Origin of the sequence: Aeromonas sp. 11P (genome assembly GCF_051920165.1) — a bacterium.
Classification (GTDB): Bacteria; Pseudomonadota; Gammaproteobacteria; order Enterobacterales; family Aeromonadaceae; genus Aeromonas; species Aeromonas veronii.
Genome location: NZ_JBQBDJ010000004.1, coordinates 3,590,627 through 3,609,478, shown reverse-complemented (window position 1 = coordinate 3,609,478; position 18,852 = coordinate 3,590,627). Strand labels below are relative to the sequence as shown.

20 protein-coding genes are annotated in these 18,852 nt (G+C 59.7%); 8 read left to right on the top strand and 12 right to left on the bottom strand.

Going from position 1 to position 18,852, the window contains the following annotated elements; translation table 11 throughout:
* Positions 1-18: 18 nt before the first annotated feature.
* Genes ACTG1P_RS16775 through ACTG1P_RS16765 form a run of 3 tightly spaced genes read right to left on the bottom strand, consistent with a single transcriptional unit; the run spans position 19 to position 4,271 of the window.
* Positions 19-2,832, bottom strand: a complete 2,814-nt coding sequence (locus ACTG1P_RS16775; RefSeq protein ID WP_440001759.1) for a M16 family metallopeptidase — start codon at positions 2,830-2,832, stop codon at positions 19-21.
* A gap of 27 nt (positions 2,833-2,859) precedes the next feature.
* The gene (locus ACTG1P_RS16770; protein ID WP_005340498.1) at positions 2,860-3,297 is read right to left on the bottom strand and encodes a YqaA family protein; all 438 of its coding nucleotides are present in this window, start codon (positions 3,295-3,297) and stop codon (positions 2,860-2,862) included.
* Complete coding sequence (locus ACTG1P_RS16765; protein WP_440001758.1) at positions 3,294-4,271, bottom strand: NADP-dependent oxidoreductase; 978 nt, start codon at positions 4,269-4,271, stop codon at positions 3,294-3,296. The genes ACTG1P_RS16770 and ACTG1P_RS16765 overlap by 4 nt, the downstream gene beginning before the upstream one ends.
* Before the next feature lie 56 nt (positions 4,272-4,327).
* On the opposite strand from ACTG1P_RS16765, the gene ACTG1P_RS16760 reads away from it, so the two are divergent.
* Positions 4,328-4,495 (top strand): hypothetical protein, encoded by a 168-nt coding sequence (locus tag ACTG1P_RS16760; RefSeq protein ID WP_005308905.1) that lies wholly within the window; start codon positions 4,328-4,330, stop codon positions 4,493-4,495.
* Positions 4,496-4,549: 54 nt separating this feature from the next.
* Here the strand turns inward: ACTG1P_RS16760 and ACTG1P_RS16755 are convergent, their stop codons facing one another.
* Positions 4,550-5,560: a Preprotein translocase subunit SecY gene (locus tag ACTG1P_RS16755; protein WP_440001757.1), complete on the bottom strand. Its 1,011-nt coding sequence runs from the start codon at positions 5,558-5,560 to the stop codon at positions 4,550-4,552.
* A 255-nt stretch (positions 5,561-5,815) separates the two neighbouring features.
* Here ACTG1P_RS16755 and ACTG1P_RS16750 point away from each other — a divergent pair, with 255 nt between their 5' ends.
* Positions 5,816-6,112, top strand: coding sequence for a hypothetical protein (locus tag ACTG1P_RS16750; protein ID WP_440001756.1), 297 nt, complete (start codon positions 5,816-5,818; stop codon positions 6,110-6,112).
* Positions 6,113-6,150: 38 nt separating this feature from the next.
* On the opposite strand, the gene ACTG1P_RS16745 is transcribed toward ACTG1P_RS16750, so the two are convergent.
* The 4 genes from ACTG1P_RS16745 to rpsF all read right to left on the bottom strand — a co-directional run bounded on the left by ACTG1P_RS16745 (position 6,151) and on the right by rpsF (position 8,138).
* On the bottom strand, positions 6,151-6,891 hold the full coding sequence (locus ACTG1P_RS16745; RefSeq protein WP_440001755.1) for a ferredoxin--NADP reductase: 741 nt from the start codon (positions 6,889-6,891) through the stop codon (positions 6,151-6,153).
* A gap of 100 nt (positions 6,892-6,991) precedes the next feature.
* Positions 6,992-7,438 carry a 50S ribosomal protein L9 gene (gene rplI / locus ACTG1P_RS16740; protein ID WP_005340490.1) on the bottom strand — a complete coding sequence of 149 codons (447 nt, stop codon included), beginning with the start codon at positions 7,436-7,438 and terminating at the stop codon, positions 6,992-6,994.
* 52 nt (positions 7,439-7,490) lie between these two features.
* Positions 7,491-7,721, bottom strand: coding sequence for a 30S ribosomal protein S18 (gene rpsR / locus ACTG1P_RS16735; RefSeq protein ID WP_005308890.1), 231 nt, complete (start codon positions 7,719-7,721; stop codon positions 7,491-7,493).
* 30 nt (positions 7,722-7,751) lie between these two features.
* Positions 7,752-8,138 (bottom strand): 30S ribosomal protein S6, encoded by a 387-nt coding sequence (gene rpsF, locus ACTG1P_RS16730; RefSeq protein ID WP_005308887.1) that lies wholly within the window; start codon positions 8,136-8,138, stop codon positions 7,752-7,754.
* A gap of 237 nt (positions 8,139-8,375) precedes the next feature.
* Here rpsF and ACTG1P_RS16725 point away from each other — a divergent pair, with 237 nt between their 5' ends.
* From ACTG1P_RS16725 to ACTG1P_RS16715, 3 genes are all read left to right on the top strand, one after another.
* Entirely contained in the window at positions 8,376-9,599 is a 1,224-nt protein-coding gene (locus tag ACTG1P_RS16725) for an Nramp family divalent metal transporter (RefSeq protein ID WP_440001754.1), read from the top strand.
* A gap of 111 nt (positions 9,600-9,710) precedes the next feature.
* A complete protein-coding gene (locus tag ACTG1P_RS16720) occupies positions 9,711-10,568 on the top strand; it encodes a hypothetical protein (RefSeq protein WP_440001753.1) in 858 nt (285 codons plus the stop codon).
* Positions 10,569-10,731: 163 nt separating this feature from the next.
* Complete coding sequence (locus ACTG1P_RS16715; RefSeq protein ID WP_440001752.1) at positions 10,732-11,175, top strand: PACE efflux transporter; 444 nt, start codon at positions 10,732-10,734, stop codon at positions 11,173-11,175.
* Between the two features lie 128 nt (positions 11,176-11,303).
* Here ACTG1P_RS16715 and hupA read toward each other — a convergent pair whose 3' ends face one another.
* On the bottom strand, positions 11,304-11,576 hold the full coding sequence (gene hupA / locus ACTG1P_RS16710; RefSeq protein WP_005340484.1) for a nucleoid-associated protein HU-alpha: 273 nt from the start codon (positions 11,574-11,576) through the stop codon (positions 11,304-11,306).
* 337 nt (positions 11,577-11,913) lie between these two features.
* Here hupA and ACTG1P_RS16705 point away from each other — a divergent pair, with 337 nt between their 5' ends.
* On the top strand, positions 11,914-12,396 hold the full coding sequence (locus ACTG1P_RS16705; RefSeq protein WP_005340483.1) for an Rsd/AlgQ family anti-sigma factor: 483 nt from the start codon (positions 11,914-11,916) through the stop codon (positions 12,394-12,396).
* A gap of 100 nt (positions 12,397-12,496) precedes the next feature.
* The gene (locus ACTG1P_RS16700) at positions 12,497-12,877 is read left to right on the top strand and encodes a PilZ domain-containing protein (RefSeq protein WP_005340482.1); all 381 of its coding nucleotides are present in this window, start codon (positions 12,497-12,499) and stop codon (positions 12,875-12,877) included.
* Between the two features lie 86 nt (positions 12,878-12,963).
* Here the strand turns inward: ACTG1P_RS16700 and radA are convergent, their stop codons facing one another.
* The gene (radA, locus tag ACTG1P_RS16695) at positions 12,964-14,331 is read right to left on the bottom strand and encodes a DNA repair protein RadA (protein ID WP_005340481.1); all 1,368 of its coding nucleotides are present in this window, start codon (positions 14,329-14,331) and stop codon (positions 12,964-12,966) included.
* Between the two features lie 100 nt (positions 14,332-14,431).
* Between radA and ACTG1P_RS16690 the strand changes: the two genes are divergently transcribed.
* A complete protein-coding gene (locus tag ACTG1P_RS16690; protein ID WP_440001751.1) occupies positions 14,432-16,810 on the top strand; it encodes a PilZ domain-containing protein in 2,379 nt (792 codons plus the stop codon).
* Between the two features lie 54 nt (positions 16,811-16,864).
* On the opposite strand, the gene ACTG1P_RS16685 is transcribed toward ACTG1P_RS16690, so the two are convergent.
* Both ACTG1P_RS16685 and serB read right to left on the bottom strand, forming a co-directional pair.
* Positions 16,865-17,770: an alpha/beta hydrolase family protein gene (locus tag ACTG1P_RS16685; protein ID WP_440001750.1), complete on the bottom strand. Its 906-nt coding sequence runs from the start codon at positions 17,768-17,770 to the stop codon at positions 16,865-16,867.
* Positions 17,771-17,798: 28 nt separating this feature from the next.
* Positions 17,799-18,809, bottom strand: coding sequence for a phosphoserine phosphatase SerB (gene serB / locus ACTG1P_RS16680; RefSeq protein ID WP_440001749.1), 1,011 nt, complete (start codon positions 18,807-18,809; stop codon positions 17,799-17,801).
* Between the last annotated feature and the right edge of the window lie 43 nt (positions 18,810-18,852).

Genomic DNA, 18,852 nt, shown 5'->3' with positions numbered 1-18,852 from the left:
ATTTTTATAAAGCGTCAGTTACGGCAACTGCAGCGGATAGATGGGAAGATGAAGCTCCTTCAGGGGTTTTTCAAGCTTTTGCTTGTCTCCCACCACCACGATCACCATGTCGGCCGGATTGAGCCAACGGGCGGCACTGGCCTTCAGCGCCTCGGGTGACACCGTTTTGATCAGGTTGTTCTGGGCCTGCACATAGTCCGGTTTCAGGTCATACATCACCATCTGCAGCAGGAAGCCAGCCTTCTGGCCGAGAGTCTCGTAAGAGAGGGCATCCTGCTGGGAGACCGCACTGCGCATATAGGCCAGCTCGACCGGGGTCGGGCCGCTCTTGCGGTAGTTATCCATCTCCTTGAGGAACTGGCGAATGGCATCCACGGTCGCATCGGCCCGCACATTGGCGCCGGTGGCGAAGTTGCCCACCTCGCGGTTGGCGGAGAAACCCGAGCTGGCGCCGTAGGTGTAGCCCTTGTCTTCCCGCAAGTTGAGGTTGATGCGGCTGTTGAAGTTGCCACCCAGATTGAAGTTCATCAGCCCGGCGGTGAAGTAATCCCCCGTGGTATCAAACGGCATGGCGCGACGACCGATGCGGATCACCGACTGAGGCGCCCCCGGTTTGTCGACCAGATAGATGCCCGGCTTGGCCTGCTCACCCTTGAGCTTGAGATCCCCCAGGGTCGGCGTTGCCCCCTTCCACTCGGTCAGGAAGCCAAGTTGCTCCTCGATCTGCTTCTGGCCCACATCACCGACTACCACCACTTTGGCGTTGGTGGGGTTGTAGTAGGCCTGATAGAAGTGCTTCACGTCAGCCAGGGTCAGCTTGGCCACATCGGCCGCGACCCCATCGGTAGGTTGACCGAGGCGGTTCTGCTTGCCGTAGACCAGCTCGCGGAACGCCTGCCCGGCCAGCCACTCGGGCTGTTGCTGGGCCTGTTGCATCCCTTGCAGCAGCTGTGCCTTGACCCGTTCGAAGTCCGCCTCCCGCATGCCCGGACGCTCCAGCACCTCGCGCACCAGCGCCAGGGTCTGGGGCAGCTTGTCCGCCAGCGAGCTGACGGTGATCAGGTTGTTGTACTGGGCGCTGGAGACATCAATGCTTGAGCCCAACTTTTGCAGCTCGTCGCTCAGCTGAGCCTCGGTCAGGCGCACCGTGCCCTGTCCCATCATGGCGGCGGTCAGATTGGCCAGCCCAAGTTGCCCTTTATCTTCGGCACGAATGCCGCCCGGCAGGGCGATCATGATGGAGACGGCGGGGATCTCGTCACTCTTGGTGCCGATGATCTCGATGTTCTTGTCGAGCTTGCCGTGCCAGATGGAGGGTACCTTGACGCTCACCGCCTCGCCCGCCTTGGGCTGCACGCTGCGATCGAAATTGTCTTTTACCGGTCGTTCGGCCAGCGCCTCGTCATGCTTGCTGTAATCCGGCAGCTCGCGCTTGGCGGGGGTAAAGTTCGGGGTGGCAACCTGCCACTCTGTCTTGCCCTTGGGCACCACGCTCAGCACCACTGCAGGCTTGTCGGCGATGAACTTGTCGTAGGCGGCCTTCACCTGCTCCGGTGTCACCTTGCCGATGGCATCCAGCGTCTTGAACACATAGTTGGGATCCTGGGCAAACACCTGACCCATGGCGAGCTGGCTCACCTTGCCGGAGACGCTATCCAGACCCCAGATGGCGGAGGCGCGGTACTTGGCGATCGCCTTCTCTAGATCTTCCGGCTTGAGGCCGCGCTGGGCGAACTCGCCGATCACCTTGTCCACCTCCCCCTTGAGGGTCTTGAGGCTGCCATCCTGCGACGGATTTGGGTAGGCGTAGACGGTCAGAGTACAAGCCAGCTCTTCGCAGTAGTGGGACGCCCCCACATCGATCGCCTTGCCGGTTTTCACCAGCGACTGGTAGAGCATGGAGCTGGCGGAGCCGCCCAGCACGTCGGCAAACATGTCGAGCGCCGGCTCCTGCGGATCGCCAAGAGAGACGGTGGGGTAGCTGATATAGAGCAGCGGCAAGTGCACCTTGTCCTGCAGCGTCACGTAGCGGGTCTCGGGCAGAGTCACCGGCTTTGGCGTCGGCTCGGCCACGTGCGGGCCGCGCGGGATGGAGCCGAAGTACTTCTCGATCCATTCGAGGGCCTGCTTGCTGTCAAAGTCGCCGCCCAGAGTCAGGGTGGCGTTGTTGGGGCCATACCAGCGCAGGAAGAACTGCTTGAGGTCGTTCACATCGACCCGGTCGAGATCTTCCACGTAACCGATAGGCTGCCAGGAGTAGGGGTGAGTACGCGGATAGAGCGCCTCGCCCACCTTCTCACTCACCAGCCCGTACGGCTGGTTATCAACCCGCTGGGCCCGCTCGTTCTTGACGGTGGCGCGCTGGATCTCGAACTTCTTCTGGCTCACCGCATCGAGCAGGAAGCCCATCCGATCCGCCTCCAGCCACAACACTTTTTCCAGCTGGTTGGCAGGCACAGTCTCGTAGTAGTTGGTGCGGTCCTTGTTGGTGGTGCCATTCATGTCACCACCGGCCTCGTTGATGATCCGCATATGCTCCTGATCACCGACGTGTTTCGAGCCCTGGAACATCATGTGCTCAAAGAAGTGGGCGAAACCGGACTTGCCGACCGTCTCGCGGGATGAACCGACGTGATAGGTCACATCGAGGTGCACCAGCGGATCGGAGCGATCGGGGGCCAGGATCACGGTCAGGCCGTTGTCCAGCTTGTACATCTGGTAGGGGATGGCGAGCTTGCCCTCCTCCTTGCCCTGTTCGGCGATCAGGGTCGGTGCCGCCATCACCGGCAGGGTGAAGCCCAGCAGAATCGTTAAAGGTATGACTTTGTTCACGGTAACCTCGTGAGTGACAAAAACAGGCTAGAAAATGTGACTGGCCAGCAGAAAAACCAGGGCATAACGGAACAATTTGCCGAGCCCGATCAAAATGAGAGAGCGCCAGAAGGAGAGGCGCAGCCAACCGGCCAACAGACAGAGACCATCACCAACCACCGGCGTCCAGGCAAGCAGCAGACACCAGTGACCATGTTGTTTGAGCCAGCCTAAGGCTTTTTGTTCCCCACGGCCTTGAAAATCTTCCGGTTTTTTCTTGAAGGTGGCGAGCCAGCCGAGCCACCAGGTGGTCATGGAGCCAAGGGTATTACCCAGCGTCGCCCACAGCAGCAAGCTCGCCATGCTCCACTCCCCCTTGGCCGCCATGGCCCCCAGCAGCACTTCGGAGCTGCCGGGCAGCAGGGTGGCAGAAGTGAATGCGCTTAAAAAGAGCCACCCCAGCCCCATCTCGGTAATGCCATTCATCCGGGCAGGCCGTCGGCCGCAGGCATCCGCAGCAGCAGCTTGCCGCGCACATGGCCCCCTTCGATGGCCTGATGGGCCAGCGCCCCTTCCGCCAACGCATATTCACCGAAGATGGTGATATGCACATCTCCCTGACGCAGCAGCATCAACATCTGACCCAGCTGCTTCTGGTCAGGGTGAACCAGCATGCCGACCACCTCGATACCCGCCGCCGCACCCGCATCCTTGATCAGCTGGGCGGTAATAGTGGGCACCGTCACCAGACGGCCACCCGGCTTGACGCAGGCGAGCGACGCCTTGCCGCTTTCGCCGCCCACCAGATCCAGTACCAGATCGACCGGGCCTGCCTCTGCCACCACCCGTGCTGGCCAGTTCGCTTCGTGGTAATCCACCATCCAGCGCGCCCCCAGAGCGTGCAGGAAGCCATGGTTATCAGGGCTGGCGGTGGCCACCACCTCGGCGCCATAAGCGCTGGCAAGCTGCACCGCCAGATGGCCGACACCTCCGGCGCCAGCGAGGATCAAGACCCGCTGACCGCTCTGGAGTGCGCCGTGCTCAAGCAGCCCCTGCCAGGCGGTGAGACCGGCAAGGGGCAGCGCCGCCCCCTGTCTAAGGCTCACCCCGTCGAGCTTGACCAGCTCGCTCTCGCTTGCCACCACAGATTCCCCGTAGCCACCGGCGGTGAGGGGAAAACCGACCATGCCGCATACCAGATCCCCCTCGACCAGCGAGGTCACGCCGAGGCCCACCTTCTCTACCACGCCGGAGACGTCATAACCCGGCGTCCAAGGCAGTTGGTCCTTGTTCTCGGCCGCCGCCCAGCCAAGGCCGGCACGGGTCTTGGCATCGATGGGATTGACCCCCGCAAAACAGATGCGCACCCGCACTTCACCATCGGCTGGCACCTTATCTAGGGAAGGGTTGAGCTTGAGTACCGAGGGGTCACCGAATGCGGTAATCTGTAGTTGCGTCATTGCACTATCCATCCTGTTGATTGATCAAGGGTCAACAGAATAACAGCGAGGACACCATGGCTCGAATGTTTCTTATTCCTCTGTTGCTGGCACTGGGGTGGTGGGCGTTTCTACTCTACTTCCGCATCCCGCTCAAACAGGGGGCCAAGGGGTTTTACTGGATCATCGGCATCGGTGGCGGACTGGCCGCCTTCCTCAGCCTGATGATGGTGCTGACTCACTGAGTGCCACAGCCACTCGACAACGAAAAAGGCCACCGAGTTTCGGTGGCCTTCTCACTATCCGGGTTGCTGCTCCAACGCCGGATTGAGGTAGTAGTGGCGATTGCTCCCCTGCCCCAGCACCCCTTGTGACAGCAGATGGTGGAACACCCGATCCACCTCCTCCAGCGAGAGTGACAACGCCTGCGCCACCGAGCGTTTGCTGCACTTTAGCTCACCGCTCACCAGCGCACCGCGCACCTGCGCCAGCACTTCGGGGGCCGGTTCTGGGGGCATCATGGGCTCGGGCTGTGCCGCCATCGCCAACGCTTCCTGTGCCTCTCTGCGAGCTTTGTCCTGCTGCCCACGCCACATCCGGCGAAAGCGGTTCTCCTCGCCGATCAGGCTGACGAAGAAGGCACCGAATACGTCGAGCAACACCGAGAGGAAGCAGACCAGCAGGAACTGCACCTGACTGATGCTCATCCCCACCCCGTCCGCCAGACTGCTCATCAGCCCCAGCATGGAAGATTGTTCGTTGACCGGTTTGGCATCGCGCTGCTGACGCAACTCATCCTGCTGCAAACGCAGCTTGGTGTTGGCGTGCTGCAACGAGGAGACGCCACTGGAGATGCGCTCCAGCTCGATGTATTTGCGGGCCGCCTCCTCGTTGAGCTGGATCTGCCGCTCGATGCTGGCGATCTGCTCGTCGAAACGGGCCAGCTCCCGCTCGTGGCGCGCCTGCTGGCTCAGTACCGTGTTGGTGGCGCTGTTGATGCCACCAATACTGCCGCCGATGGAGATGGCCGCCAGCACGCTGTAGAACAACAGCGACCAGAAAGCGCCACTCAAATCCCGCCGCGCCTTGCGCTCGCCGTACTCGTACCAGACGTAAAACTTGCCCAGCTCGAAGATGATGGCCAAGCCGCCGAACAGCCACTTCATCAGCGGGTTGTCATCGATGGAGAGGAACAGCAGCAGCGAGAAGATAATGGAAGCCAGAATGGCCAACCCGGTAAAACTGTATACCGTCGTCAGAGCAAACCACCCCTTGGGGTAGCGCAATGTGGAGGAGTCCTGTGTGGTCATGATGAAGGGATGTGCTGTGCAGGAAAAGTTGGCTGCCGATTATAGTCGCCAGACTCGCCCAGAGAAGGGCAAATGACTGAATTCCTTCAGATTGGCAACCAGCTGCCCAGAGTGCGACCAAAACGGACAAATCGGCAGCAGAAAAGCGATACAATCCCTCCCTGACTTGATCATGTAGTGAGATGGGGAACAGTTCCGCCCGGGTTCAGCTCCGGTCTGTACACTCATCCACCGTTGCAATTATCCGAGGCCATCATGAACAGTAAGACCACGTTGCTACTCTCCCTTCTTCTGGTTACCGGCAGCGCCGCAGCGACACAGCAATATCAAGAGAGCAGTGGCTCCGAATTCTCCGTCGATGAGCTTAAATTCAATCTGGACTGGGATGACAAAGAGTTCGGCTGGACCCAGAACGACTGCCTCGACTTGGGGGTCGGCGAAACCACCCCGGCCGACTGCAGGGCAGTCAAATTCAATCTGGAAGATGAAGAGAATCGCAACCAGCCCCCCAGCACCAACCAACTCTCCGCCCCTCAGGGTAATAACCAGTAATGGTCAGGGGCCAGTAGTGGCCCCGCCGTTATGCTGCGTTACCAGTAGTTCTCCGCACTGATATTGCCCGGCGCCCGCCGCAGATTCTTGGCCAACCCCAGCGTCAGCAAGGTCTGTTGGGTCTCTTTCACCATCTCCGGATTGCCGCAGATCAGCACTTGGCTCAGCTCTGGTGAGAACTCCAACCCCACTCGAGCCTGCAGCTGACCATTGGCAATCGCCGCCGGGATCCGCCCTGCCATTGCATCGGGCCAGGGCTCGCGGCTGACAAAGGGGACATAGCGAAAGCGCTCGCCATGTTGCTCGGTAAAGCTGGCGATCAAATCCTGATAGCTCAGCTCTTCGCCTTTGCGCACCCCGTGCACCAGCACCAGATTCTCGAAACGGTTGAAGGCTTCCCCATCGGCCAGCATGGAGAGGAAGGGGCCGATGGCAGTGCCGGTCGAGAGCAGCCAGAGATCGCGCCCGGCAGGCACCTCATCCAGCGTCAGAAAGCCGGTGACCTGGGATTGTACCAGCAGGGTATCGCCTGCTTGCAGCGAGCCGAGGGACGGAGTCAGCTCACCGCTCGGGATCTCGACCAGATAGAACTCGTGGTATGGCGAAGAGGGGGGATTGACGAAGGAGTAGGCGCGCTGAATGCGGCGATCGCCCTGCTCGAGGGCCAGCTTGGTGAATTGGCCTGCCTTGTAGGGGGCCAGCTCGGCCGCTACCCGCAGGGAGAACAGGGTGGGTGTCCATTCGATGCGTTCGATGACGCGGCCTTCTACCCAAGCCATAAGGATCTCCTCCAGTGGAACAGACCTCACTCTACCCCCGGGCCGGAAAATAAAAAACCCGCGCAAAAGCGCGGGTTTTTTCTGCAAAAGCGAATCGCTATTACAGGGCAACAACCTGGATCTGTACGGTTGCTTTAACGTCAGCGTGCAGCTGAACAGCAACTTCGTAGTCACCGGTGTTACGCAGAACGTTGCCCATGCGGACTTCGCTCTTGGCAACGGCTACGCCGGCAGCAGTGATGGCTTCAGCCACGTCACGGGTACCGATGGAACCGAACAGCTTACCTTCGTCGCCAGACTTGGAAGCGATAACCACGGTAGCCAGTTCGGCCAGCTTGGCAGCACGCTCTTCAGCAGCAGCTTTGTTGGCAGCCAGTTTGGCTTCCAGCTCAGCGCGACGAGCACCGAAAGCTTCGATGTTGGCCTTGGTGGCCATAACAGCTTTGCCTTGCGGGATCAGGTAGTTACGGGCATAACCAGATTTCACGGAAACTTGGTCACCCAGACCGCCCAGTTTGGCGATTTTGTCGAGCAGGATAACTTGCATTACCTTTCCTCTATAAATTTCGTTGAGTTAGGCTTAAGTGCCGGGCCGATTCTTACTTGTTGTGCAGATCGGTGTACGGCAGCAGAGCCAGGTAACGAGCACGCTTGATGGCGCGTGCCAGCTGACGCTGATACTTGGCGCGGGTACCGGTGATACGGCTCGGTACGATCTTGCCAGATTCAGTGATGTAGTTTTTCAGAGTAACGATATCTTTGTAGTCGATCTCGGTAACGTTCTCGGCGGTGAAGCGGCAGAACTTACGACGACGGAAATAACGTGCCATGGCCTTTATCCTCTAGTCAGTGATCCAGAATTACTCTTCGGAAGCAGCTTCAGTAGCTTCTTCGCGGCGCTCGTCGTCACGACGGGTGAAGCGCTCTTCTTTGGCCTTGGCCATCGGAGAAACTTCAGTCACGGCGTGCTTGGTGCGCATGATCATGTTGCGGATAACGGCATCGTTGAAGCGGAAGTTGGTTTCCAGCTCATCGATAACGGCTTGCTCTGCTTCTACGTTCATCAGAACGTAGTGGGCTTTGTGCAGTTTGTCGATCGGGTAAGCCAGCTGACGACGGCCCCAATCTTCCAGGCGATGAATGGTACCACCGGAGGTGGTGATGGCGCCGGTGTAACGCTCGATCATGCCGGGAACTTGCTCGCTCTGGTCCGGATGAACCATGAAGACGATTTCGTAATGACGCATTTTAGCTCCTTACGGATTAATTCAGCCTCCGCCCAGGTGCAGCCAGACCTCGGAGGCAAGGAACATAAAGGTGTTTAGTCGCTGCTTTTCTAGGGCGGCGTATTGTACGAAATCACATCCCTCACTGCAACTGACCGCCTTAAATGTTTTTCCCGATGGAAATCATCAGAAACAACAATTGATAATGATTATCACTTAGATCTATTCTCTCTCCATATCCTTATGGAGGGTGATGCCATGCAACCCGCACTGACGACTACGATTCCAGCCCGCAAATTCAAACTGACCCTGCTCGGGCCTGCCTTTATCGCCGCCATCGGCTATATCGACCCGGGCAACTTCGCCACCAATATTCAGGCGGGCTCTACCTTTGGCTACCAGTTGCTCTGGGTGGTGGTATGGGCCAACCTGATGGCCATGCTGGTGCAGACCCTCTCGGCCAAGCTCGGCATCGTCACCGGCAAGAATCTGGCGGAGCACATCCGCGACCGACTGCCGAAACCGGCGGTCTGGGCCTACTGGGTGCAGGCAGAGATCATCGCCATGGCCACCGACCTAGCCGAATTTATCGGCGCCGCAGTCGGCTTCAAGCTGCTGCTTGGCGTCACCCTGCTGGAGGGAGCCTGTATCACCGCCGTAGTGACCTGGGGGATCCTGATGCTGCAGTCCCGTGGCCAGAAACCGCTGGAGTTCGTGGTCGGCGGCCTGCTGCTATTTGTCGCGGCGGCCTACATCGTCGAGCTGATCTTCTCCCGCCCCCATCTGCCCAGCCTGCTGGAGGGCGCCCTCTTCCCCGGTCTGCCCAACAGCGATGCCGTCTATCTGGCCGCCGGTGTGCTCGGTGCCACCGTGATGCCCCACGTTATCTATCTGCACTCGGCACTGACCCAGCACACGCAGGAGCAGGGCTCGGTCAGCCAACGGCTGCACACCACCCGGGTCGATGTGGCAATCGCCATGACCATCGCAGGCTTCGTCAATCTGGCGATGATGGCGATGGCGGCCGCCGCGTTTCACAGCTCGGGCCACCAGCAGGTAGCGGAGCTGGAATCCGCCTACCAGACCCTCACTCCGCTGCTGGGTCAGGCTGCAGCCACCCTGTTTGGCCTCTCGTTGGTCGCCTCCGGCATCAGCTCTACCGTGGTGGGCACGTTGGCCGGGCAAGTTGTGATGCAGGGCTTTGTCCGCTTTACCATCCCGCTCTGGCTGCGTCGCGCCATCACCATGGCTCCCGCCTTCGTGGTAATCGCCATGGGGCTCAACACCACCGAAATTCTGGTGTTGAGCCAGGTTATCCTGAGCTTTGGCATCGCGCTGGCCCTGATCCCACTGTTGATGCTGACCGGCGATCAGGCGCTGATGGGACAACATCGCAACCATCCGGTCACACAAGCCATCGGCCGCCTTATCGTTGCGCTGGTGATTGGCCTCAACGCCTATCTGCTGGTTGCCATGATCTAGCGAACAGTAAAACCGAGAAGAGGGGCTCATTAACACTGGTTAATGAGCCCTTTCGCACTTTGGCGTATGCTGCCGCTTTCTCTTCTCATTTATCGTTGCGGGAGCCTTGCCATGGAACATACCCGAGCCAGCTTCGTGCTGGGCCATCATCAGGAGCAAGCCAGCGTGGTCTGCTGCCAGCGTGGCGACACCACGCTGCTGGTCACCGACCTCACCCCCTTTCATCCCCAGAGCCACCTCTGGCCTGATCAGCCGGGGGACGTGGGCAATGCTCGCTGGGAAGGGGGCGAAGCCGCCATTGGCCCTTGCCGGATGGGGGCCATCAGCCCGGATGGCGAGCTGTTTGTCGATACTGCGATTCCGGTAAAACGGGGCGCTGAAGGGTGGCATTTCGTGGTGGTCCATCCGCTGACCGGTGACCATGAGCTAGCCGTTGGCAGCCAGGTCGAATTGCAAGTAGATAGCGCTGCCCGCCACGCCCTGAGTCTGGGCCATAGCGGCTGCCATCTGGCCGCGATGGCCCTCAACCGGGTACTCATCCCCTACTGGCGCAAGGAGGTAAGCGAGCGTGATGCTCTGGGTCAGCCCGACTTCGATCGTCTGGCTATTCAAAGCTCGCGGGTCGAGCCTATGGGCTCACGCGAGCAGTACCGCATCGGCAAGAGCCTGCGCAAAAAGGGCGTCAACAGCGAAGCGCTGCTGGCGGAGTTGGCGTTGATTGAAGAACAGGTCAACCAGCAGCTGGCCGACTGGATCGCCGCTGGGAGCGAAATCCGCCGCAGCCGCGCTGGCGAGGCGATCATCGATTCCCGTTACTGGCACTGCACGCTGGAAGGCCAGGAGGTCACCATTCCCTGTGGCGGCACCCATGTCGCCTCGCTCGCCGAGTTGGGGGAGGTCAAGGTAGAGCTCACACAAGTGGAAGAGGGCTTTGCAATGCTGGCCCGGGTCACGCCAACCGGCGCCTGAGTCGCAGACTTGACCAGTCAGGGCTAACGCCCAAGTTGGCAATAGAGACGTATCGTAAAGAGGGGGCATCATCATACCCCTCAACGCCAGTCATGACGGGCCGATGCTTCTCTTTTAACCACTCCCTGATTAGAATGCGCCTCCCACAGGAGGCACTTCACCCATGAGTAGCACCCAACTACGCACCACCCCGGATCGACTTCGTTATCTGGTTCTCTACGAAGGCATCGGGCTGACACTGGTCGCACCGCTGATCAGCCAGCTGTTCGGTCAGAGCGTCGCCGAGGTCGGTTCGCTGGCCATCTTCTTCTCCATCGTCGCCACTGCCTGGACCTACGGCTGGAACCTGTTGTTCGACAAGGGGTTGCTCAAACTGTGCGGGCGCACCAACAAGCGACCACTGGACCGCTTCCTGCACGCGTTTGGCTATGAGGCGAGCTTTATGATGCTCTCCCTCCCCTGCGTCATGTTCTGGCTCGATCTGGGAGTCTGGGACGCCCTGATGCTGGACCTCGGCTTCGTCGCCTTCTACCTCGTCTACATCATGGTCTTTACCTGGGCCTATGAGCGGATCTGGCCGCTGCCATTCAACCCGCAGACGGCATAAGGCCTCAGCCGCAACGAGGCCGACAGAAGGAAAAGTCAGGAAGGACTAACTAGGAAGGATGAGAGAATTCCATAAAAACAATGCCAGTCAGCGAGCTGACTGGCATTGGACAAAACAGACTTTCGGACTTACTTGACGGCGTCTTTCAGAGCCTTGCCAGCCACGAATGAAGGCACGTTGGCAGCAGCAATCTGGATCTCTTTACCAGTTTGCGGGTTACGACCGGTGCGGCCTGCGCGGTGGGTGACCTTGAAGGTGCCAAAACCGACCAGTTGCACAGCATCGCCTTCTTTCAAGCTCTGGGTAATACCATTGATGATCTCTTCCAGAGCCACTTTGGCCTGAGCTTTGCTCAGATCTGCTTTGGCGGCAATCGCATCGACAAGTTGAGCTTTGTTCATAACATTTCCTTTATGATCGGGCATTTAGCGCTGGGTCACTCTATGCAAAAAAAAACGCACAGGCAAAGCCTTTATCGAGCCGAACGCGTCAAACGCTGGGGTTTTCATCAAGATCTGCGGAAATAGTCACATTCCACACGCGAAAAACCGTGAGCAGGCCTGAAACCTGCTAGCACTCAGACACAATCCACTGACTATTTCTTCGCCACTTAACATTATCCCCCCATGGCTATTGACGCTTGCCCAGATTTTCCCTAGTTATAGGTTGTGTCACTGCTCAAACGGCTCGGAATACCGAACATTCGGCCAGCCTTTGCCCCACGGAGGGATAGGGATTATGTTGACGAAACTGGAACAGACCAAGCAGGCGCTGGCAGGCAAGCATAAGGCTATCGACGACTGGCTGGATGCAAGGCAAGCGTTGCTGGTTGGATACATGCAGCTGGCAGGCCTCACTCCGGCGCGGACCAAGCAACGCAGCCTGCCCAAAACAGAAGAGCTGCATCAGTTTTGCGACCGGCTGGTCGACTATGTCAGTGCAGGCCATTTCGAGATCTACCACCACGTCGTCACCGCCTTCGAGCAAGCCAGCGGCGAAACACTGGAGCTGGCCAAACGCATCTATCCCCATATTCGTACCAGCACCGAATTCGCCCTCGAGTTCAACGACAAATACAGTGATGCCGACGAGGCCCAATTGCTGCTACTGGATGATGATCTCAATGAGTTGGGTCCGGTTCTGGAAGAGCGGTTCAAACAGGAAGATCGCCTGGTCAAGGCGCTTCATGTGGTGGAATCCTTAAGTACCCAGCAAGCCTGAATGCCATTTTCGGAGCAAGTTCAAGATACTGGCAACCAAGGTGGATTACACTCAGAGCAATGACCCTAGCGTCCACACTTATTGCATACAGGAGATGAGCATGTCTGAGCGCCGCCGTTTTGCACGGATCCTCTACTTGACCATGGCAGAACTCACCCAGGGGGAACAGAAGTGGCAGACCCAGCTTGTCGACGTCTCCTTGCAGGGAGCCCTGCTGATCCGCCCCGACGACTGGGAGAGCCGTGACAACAAGGAGTACCAGCTCAGCTTTATCCTGAGCGGTAGCGATATCGAGATCAAAATGCAGGTCGAGCTGACCCACGAAGCCAGCAAGAAGCTGGGTTTCTACTGCCACCACATCGATATCGACAGCGCCACCCATCTCAAGCGGATGATCGAGCTCAACGTCGGCGACGAAGAGCTGCTCCACCGCGAGCTGGAACAACTGCTGAGCGAACATCTGGAACATAGCCAGCCCTGATGGCAGGTTACGCCCCGTAAAAAAGAGCGCAGAGGCGCTCTTTTTTGTTTTTGTTGTTCTGCTCTCTCGATTGCAATGCGGGACGATTACAGCGCCTCGAGTGCCTCAGACAGCTTCTTGACCGGCACCACTTCCATCCCTTCGATGGGGTGCTTGGGGGCATTGGCGTGCGGCACGATGGCGCGACGGAAGCCATGCTTGGCCGCCTCCTGCAACCGCTCCTGGCCGGACGGCACCGGGCGAATTTCACCGGAAAGACCCACTTCGCCGAACACCACCAAATCCTTGGGCAGCGCCTGATCCCGGAAGCTGGAGACCATCGCCAGCAGCAGCGCCAGATCCGCACTGGTCTCCTCGACCTTGACCCCGCCGACCACGTTGATGAAGACATCCTGATCCGCCATCTGCAACCCGCCGTGACGGTGCAGCACCGCCAGCAACATGGCGAGCCGGTTGTGATCCATCCCCACTGCCACCCGGCGCGGGTTGGAGAGCTGGGAGTAATCCACCAGCGCCTGCAACTCCACTAGCAGCGGTCGGGTGCCCTCCCAGATCACCATGACGATGGAACCGGGCGCCTGCTCCTGCCCCCGGCTGAGGAAGATGGCGGAGGGGTTGCTCACCTCACGCATTCCCTGTTCGGTCATGGCAAAGACCCCCAGCTCGTTGACCGCGCCGAAGCGGTTCTTGTGGGAGCGCAGAGTCCGAAAACGGGAGTCATGACCACCATCGAGCAGCACAGAGCAATCGATGCAGTGCTCCAGCACCTTGGGGCCCGCCAGACTGCCATCCTTGGTCACATGGCCCACCATGAAGATGGCCACATGATTTTGCTTGGCGTAGCGGGTCAGCAACGCAGCCGCTTCGCGCACCTGCGAGACAGAACCGGGGGACGATTGCACATCCGCCACATGCATCACCTGAATGGAGTCAATCACCATGATCTGCGGCTGCTCCTGCTGGGCAATCAGGCAGATCTGCTCGACGCTGGTCTCGGAGAGCATCCGCAGCTTGTCGGTGGGCAGCCCGAGGCGGTTGGCCCGCATCGCCACCTGCTGGAGCGACTCCTCGCCGGTGACATAGAGGGTTTTCATCCGTTCAGCGAGACCACACATGGTCTGCAGCAGCAGGGTCGATTTGCCCGCCCCCGGGTTGCCGCCGATCAGAATGGCCGAACCGGGCACCACACCGCCACCAAGCACCCGATCCAGCTCCTTGAAACCTGAGGTAAAACGGGGAATTTCGGTGGTGGCGATCTCTGCCAGTGTCTGTACCTGACTGCCGACCGCGCCGGCATAACCGGTGTAACGGGCACTCTTGCCAGCGGGGCTCACCGAACCGAGGCGCACCTCGGTAATGGTATTCCACTCCTTGCACTCGCTGCATTGACCTTGCCAGCGTGTGAAGTCGGCACCACATTCGGAACAAACATAAGCAGTTTTATTTTTGGCCATTGATAACTCGGGGACAGGATGAATTCCTGCTTGATATACTTGTTTGCGACCGACAGATCAAACCCAGAATCGGAAAAGTGACTTTCCGTGGCAGGAACAAATGGATTCAGAACACCAGCAACATCTGATTGAACAACTCGTCCCCTTGCTGCGGGAGAAAGATTTCGAGGAGATCTTCAACCGCATGACCCAGGAGGAAAACAGCAACAGCCGTTTTCTGATCAAGATGGAGCTCAAGCGCAAGTGCTCCCCCTGCCGCAGGGTCATCGACATGCGCGATGAGCTGGAGGATGAGTGCCTGGTGCATGAGTTTGACGGCATCACTCACTTCATGCCCGCCGATGCGATTGCCCTGTTCCAGTCCCAGTGCTATCTCTACCGCGATATCTATACCCTCGGTGTCTACGAGGCGCTGCAACAGTGGCAAAAACAGCACCACAACGCCCGCGTGGATGGTCAGCTGTCTCCGCCGGCCAGCCCCTTCCGGCAATATGATGTCAACACCATCGCCTTTGCCAGCTACTACGGCCGCCGCCAGGAGCGGATGCACTTCAGCTCGCCAGTGCTGATCAAGTTTCAGGATGGTGAGAAGCTGTTCGCCAAGAGTTCCGATCTCTCGCTGGGGGGCATGCGGGTCTCGGTGCCCTATCTGCCTAACTATCACACCGGCGCCCAGGTGGAGGTCTTCTTTACCGGACTGGAGCGGGACACCCCCAATCCGGTGCTGCATCAGCCGGTCGGCTATCAGATCCTCGGCGAAGAGAGCAAAGAGGGAAAATATTGGCTGCGGCTGGTGCGCTCCGGCGAACAGCCCGCCTTCGATGCTTTCCTCAGCGATTTTATCGACGCCAACAAGATCCGTTATCGGGTCAGCGTCGACTATCTGCTCTCCGCCGCCATCATCAAGGGGTATGAGCAGTTCTACCTGCCGCGGATGACCGGCATGCCGCTCTTCTTCGGCACCGGCGATAGCCCCAATCTCGAGATTGCCCTGCGTACGGAAAACAACCAGCACCTGCTGGAGTATTGGCGCGATGAAAAAAACCGCGATGCCCTCGCGGGCCTTTTCAGCGCAGAGCGGATGAAACGGCTCTGCCCGCCCCCCGGCACCACCACCGAGACCATCATCTACTGCTTTACCCACACGGTGCGCAGCCACATCTACTTCTTCTCCGCCACCGCCGAGGAGCTGCGCCAGAGTGGCCTCACCGCCCTCTTCTTCCAGGTGGGCTCACGCCGGCCCAGCTGGCGTGTCTACAAGTTCACGCTGGAGGCATGCGATCTGGTCGAGGCGGATGTGGGGCAACTGCAGGGGCAGGACAACCCGCAGTTGCAAGATATCCTGCTGCTCGAGCGGCTCAAGCAAATCAGCTATTGCGGCCTGCTGCAGGAGATCGGCCTGGAGTCCCAGCGGGAAGAGTTCCATCAGGAAGGGGTCAGCAACAACGCCAACGAGCTGCAACGCTTTGGTCACGAGCAGGGGGTTGCCCCGTTCGAGATCGAGACCCTGCACTATGTTCAGCTACGCAAGGAGTCGCGCTACATCCACAAGACCGCGGTCGCCATCCATCACAACGGCAAATCCTGGATCGGCTGGACCCGCGACATCTCGACACACGGCCTGCAAATCGAGCTGGAAGATGCTTTCATCGGCGAGAAGAACGATGTGGTGACCATAGCCCTGCCCCGCTTGCAGGAGCTTTCCAAGAGCATGGATCTGCAGCGCCTCTCCTACCGACTGGTCAGCCTCAACATGACCCGCACCGTGCTGCACCTCTGCATCGAAGGGGATTCGGATCGCCATACCGGCCGCCAATTCTTCAGCCTGCTGATCGAGAGCAACCAGAACAAGCTCAAGGCGGCGCAGGAGCAGCGTCGCTATCGCGGGCTGGCGCGGGCACTGCGCAACATCTACACCCACCACCTGTTCAACTCGCCGGTCTATGTCAACAAGCTGAAAGGCGCGCCCAAACCGGCCTCCATCGGCAAATCTCTGCAACCGCGCAGTCTGCAGCGGCTACTGCAAGCCTGTGCCGAGCTGCCGGAGCAGGAGAACCTCTACCCGCTGTTTCAGGGTGAGCTGCTCAAGGAGCTGCTGATGAACCCGCTGCGTGCCATCGAGCGGGAGGACAAACCGAGAGAAGACGAGGTCTACATCGCCAGCATCCAGACCAAGGCCGGCCTGCCCATCTTCAGCAGCCGACTGGCCAGCAGCTTTGCCAACGTCAAAGAGAAGCGTCAGTTCATCGAGCTGGCGCAGCAACAGGGGGAGTTCTACTCGGTGCTGGTCGGCATCTCCCGTACCGGACGGCCCGACACCAACTTCATCGCCAACGAGCTGGACTACATCGCCAAGTTTGCCATCCACAAGGCGCGCAAGCTGGAAGAGGAGCTCTGGAGCGTGGTGGGGGTGGGCGAACTGACCGATACCACCCAGGCCACCCTGTTCCGCTTTGGCATCACGCCGCCGCTGAACTGAAGATCCGGAAACAGACAGAAATGAAACAGGGCGCTCGAGGCGCCCTGTTTTTTTTCATGCCGCCTGCGGGTTGAGCAGCCAGTCGAGGATCTGGGGAAAGTGATCCTCCTGCGCCTGCGGGGCGGTCAGCATATTGATGTGGTCATAATCGAGGCGGTTGCCGTTGTCCCGCCCCAATCGGGTGTGACGAGTTGCCGACCCCATCTCGTCGCTGAAACGGCGCACATCGGTCGGGTGGCCCAGCACCTTGTCCGCTTTGGCCGAAATCATCCAGAGGGGTGGCCAGTTAACCCGTGCCGCAGCCTCGTCATAGGCAAAACCGTCGTGAGGATCCTGCCAGGGGCCGCACTTGACCCAGGGGATGGTCTCCTGCAAATAGCGCAGCGGCTCGTCGTCAGCACCGATCCTCAGAGTGCGAGCCGCCAGAAAACCACGGCGGCGGGCCAGCCAGGGGGCAAGCCGATTCCAGATCAGATCCACCTTCAGCCAACGCTCGGGATTGTGCACCGACACACCGCGCTTGGTGCCAAAAAACAGCAGGCTGGCCACCTGATCCGCCAGCTCGGGGAAGCGCACCAGGGTCGAGGCCATGATGACACCGCCCCAGGAGTGGGCCACCCAGTGCACCTTGAAGCCGTGATGGCGCTCGGCAATCCAGCGCTGCAGGGCGGGCAGATCCTCGGTGATCAGCTCATGCTGACCGTGCTCTGCCTGCTCGGCGATGGCAGGAGTGCTAAGCCCCCGCCCCCGCAAATCAGCCACATAGACCTGATAGCCGTGACGGGCCAGAAAGCAGGCCAGCCCCTTGCCCGATTCGGTGTAAAAGATGCGGCCGTTCTCGATGGCGCCATGCACCATCAGGATCGGCTCTCCATGCACGGCGACCCGGGGTTTGATGTGGCGCACATGCAATTGATGGCCACCACAGGGGATAAACAGAGACTGCTGCAACAATTCCATTTTTATGGGTTTCCTCCTTGAAACACTGTCAGCGCTTGTCCCAACGTTGCTCGCTGCAGGCCCGCGCCGCCAGCAGGCAGATCACCCCCTCCAAATCGTGATGATTGAGGGTGGCCGCCGCCTGCGCCCGCACCAGCGGCTTGGCGTGAATGGCGATGCCAAGGCCCGCGACCCCCATCATCTTGAGATCGTTGGCACCATCGCCGATAGCCACGGTCTGGGCGGCAGCAATGCCGTACTCCTGAGCAAGCTGCTGCAACACCTCGGCCTTGACGCTGGCATCAACGATGCGCCCGTTCACCTTGCCACTCAGTTGCTCCCCTTCCACCGCCAGCTCGTTGGCGAAGATGGCATCGAGCCCCAGATCGCGCTGCAACTGGCCAGCAAAACGGGTAAAACCGCCGGAGGCGATGGCAACACGCCACCCCGCCTGTTTGAGGGTATCGACCATCAGCTGCAAGCCCGGCATCCAGGGCATCCATGCCGCCACCTCGTCGAGAATGGTGACCGGCGCGCCTGCCAGAAGGGCCACCCGATTGCGCAGGCTGTCGGAAAACTCCAGCTTGCCCTGCATCGCCGCGGCCGTCACTGCCGCCACCTGCTCGCCAACCCCGGCAAGGCGGGCAATCTCGTCTATACACTCAATGCGGATCGCGGTGGAGTCCATATCCATCACCAGCAGGCCGGGCTCGTTCAGGGTCGGTAGCGCGGGCAGATGGCAGAGATCGATCTCCCACTCACCGCTCTTGAGCTCGGCCACCAGCTCGGCAGAGAAGCGATCGCAGCCAAGCAGCAGCAGCGGCACGCCCGCCACCTCGGTGGGAGGATAGAGGGTGGCCGCCAACTCCTGTGCAGCCAACAGTGGCGACAGACGCGCCAGATGGGAGGCGCCCAGCCCCTTGCCAAACAGCACCAACCAGCCGCCTGCCTGAGGAGTCTCTGTCGGTTGCAACGCATCTGCGCTGAGCTGCCAACAGGGTGAGCCTGACAACAACGCGGGCCAATCGGATAACAGCGGGGGGAGCCGGGACAACAACATAAGGGATACGCCTTCCTTGGTGATCAGGGGGTTAACAATGCTG

Coding starts and splice junctions, on each gene's coding strand:
- ACTG1P_RS16770 (WP_005340498.1), bottom strand. CDS start 3,297: ATGAATGGCATTACCGAGATGGGGCTGGGGTGGCTCTTTTTAAGCGCA.
- ACTG1P_RS16765 (WP_440001758.1), bottom strand. CDS start 4,271: ATGACGCAACTACAGATTACCGCATTCGGTGACCCCTCGGTACTCAAG.
- ACTG1P_RS16760 (WP_005308905.1), top strand. CDS start 4,328: ATGGCTCGAATGTTTCTTATTCCTCTGTTGCTGGCACTGGGGTGGTGG.
- ACTG1P_RS16755 (WP_440001757.1), bottom strand. CDS start 5,560: ATGACCACACAGGACTCCTCCACATTGCGCTACCCCAAGGGGTGGTTT.
- ACTG1P_RS16750 (WP_440001756.1), top strand. CDS start 5,816: ATGAACAGTAAGACCACGTTGCTACTCTCCCTTCTTCTGGTTACCGGC.
- ACTG1P_RS16745 (WP_440001755.1), bottom strand. CDS start 6,891: ATGGCTTGGGTAGAAGGCCGCGTCATCGAACGCATCGAATGGACACCC.
- rplI (WP_005340490.1), bottom strand. CDS start 7,438: ATGCAAGTTATCCTGCTCGACAAAATCGCCAAACTGGGCGGTCTGGGT.
- rpsR (WP_005308890.1), bottom strand. CDS start 7,721: ATGGCACGTTATTTCCGTCGTCGTAAGTTCTGCCGCTTCACCGCCGAG.
- rpsF (WP_005308887.1), bottom strand. CDS start 8,138: ATGCGTCATTACGAAATCGTCTTCATGGTTCATCCGGACCAGAGCGAG.
- ACTG1P_RS16725 (WP_440001754.1), top strand. CDS start 8,376: ATGCAACCCGCACTGACGACTACGATTCCAGCCCGCAAATTCAAACTG.
- ACTG1P_RS16720 (WP_440001753.1), top strand. CDS start 9,711: ATGGAACATACCCGAGCCAGCTTCGTGCTGGGCCATCATCAGGAGCAA.
- ACTG1P_RS16715 (WP_440001752.1), top strand. CDS start 10,732: ATGAGTAGCACCCAACTACGCACCACCCCGGATCGACTTCGTTATCTG.
- hupA (WP_005340484.1), bottom strand. CDS start 11,576: ATGAACAAAGCTCAACTTGTCGATGCGATTGCCGCCAAAGCAGATCTG.
- ACTG1P_RS16705 (WP_005340483.1), top strand. CDS start 11,914: ATGTTGACGAAACTGGAACAGACCAAGCAGGCGCTGGCAGGCAAGCAT.
- ACTG1P_RS16700 (WP_005340482.1), top strand. CDS start 12,497: ATGTCTGAGCGCCGCCGTTTTGCACGGATCCTCTACTTGACCATGGCA.
- radA (WP_005340481.1), bottom strand. CDS start 14,331: ATGGCCAAAAATAAAACTGCTTATGTTTGTTCCGAATGTGGTGCCGAC.
- ACTG1P_RS16690 (WP_440001751.1), top strand. CDS start 14,432: ATGGATTCAGAACACCAGCAACATCTGATTGAACAACTCGTCCCCTTG.
- ACTG1P_RS16685 (WP_440001750.1), bottom strand. CDS start 17,770: ATGGAATTGTTGCAGCAGTCTCTGTTTATCCCCTGTGGTGGCCATCAA.
- serB (WP_440001749.1), bottom strand. CDS start 18,809: ATGTTGTTGTCCCGGCTCCCCCCGCTGTTATCCGATTGGCCCGCGTTG.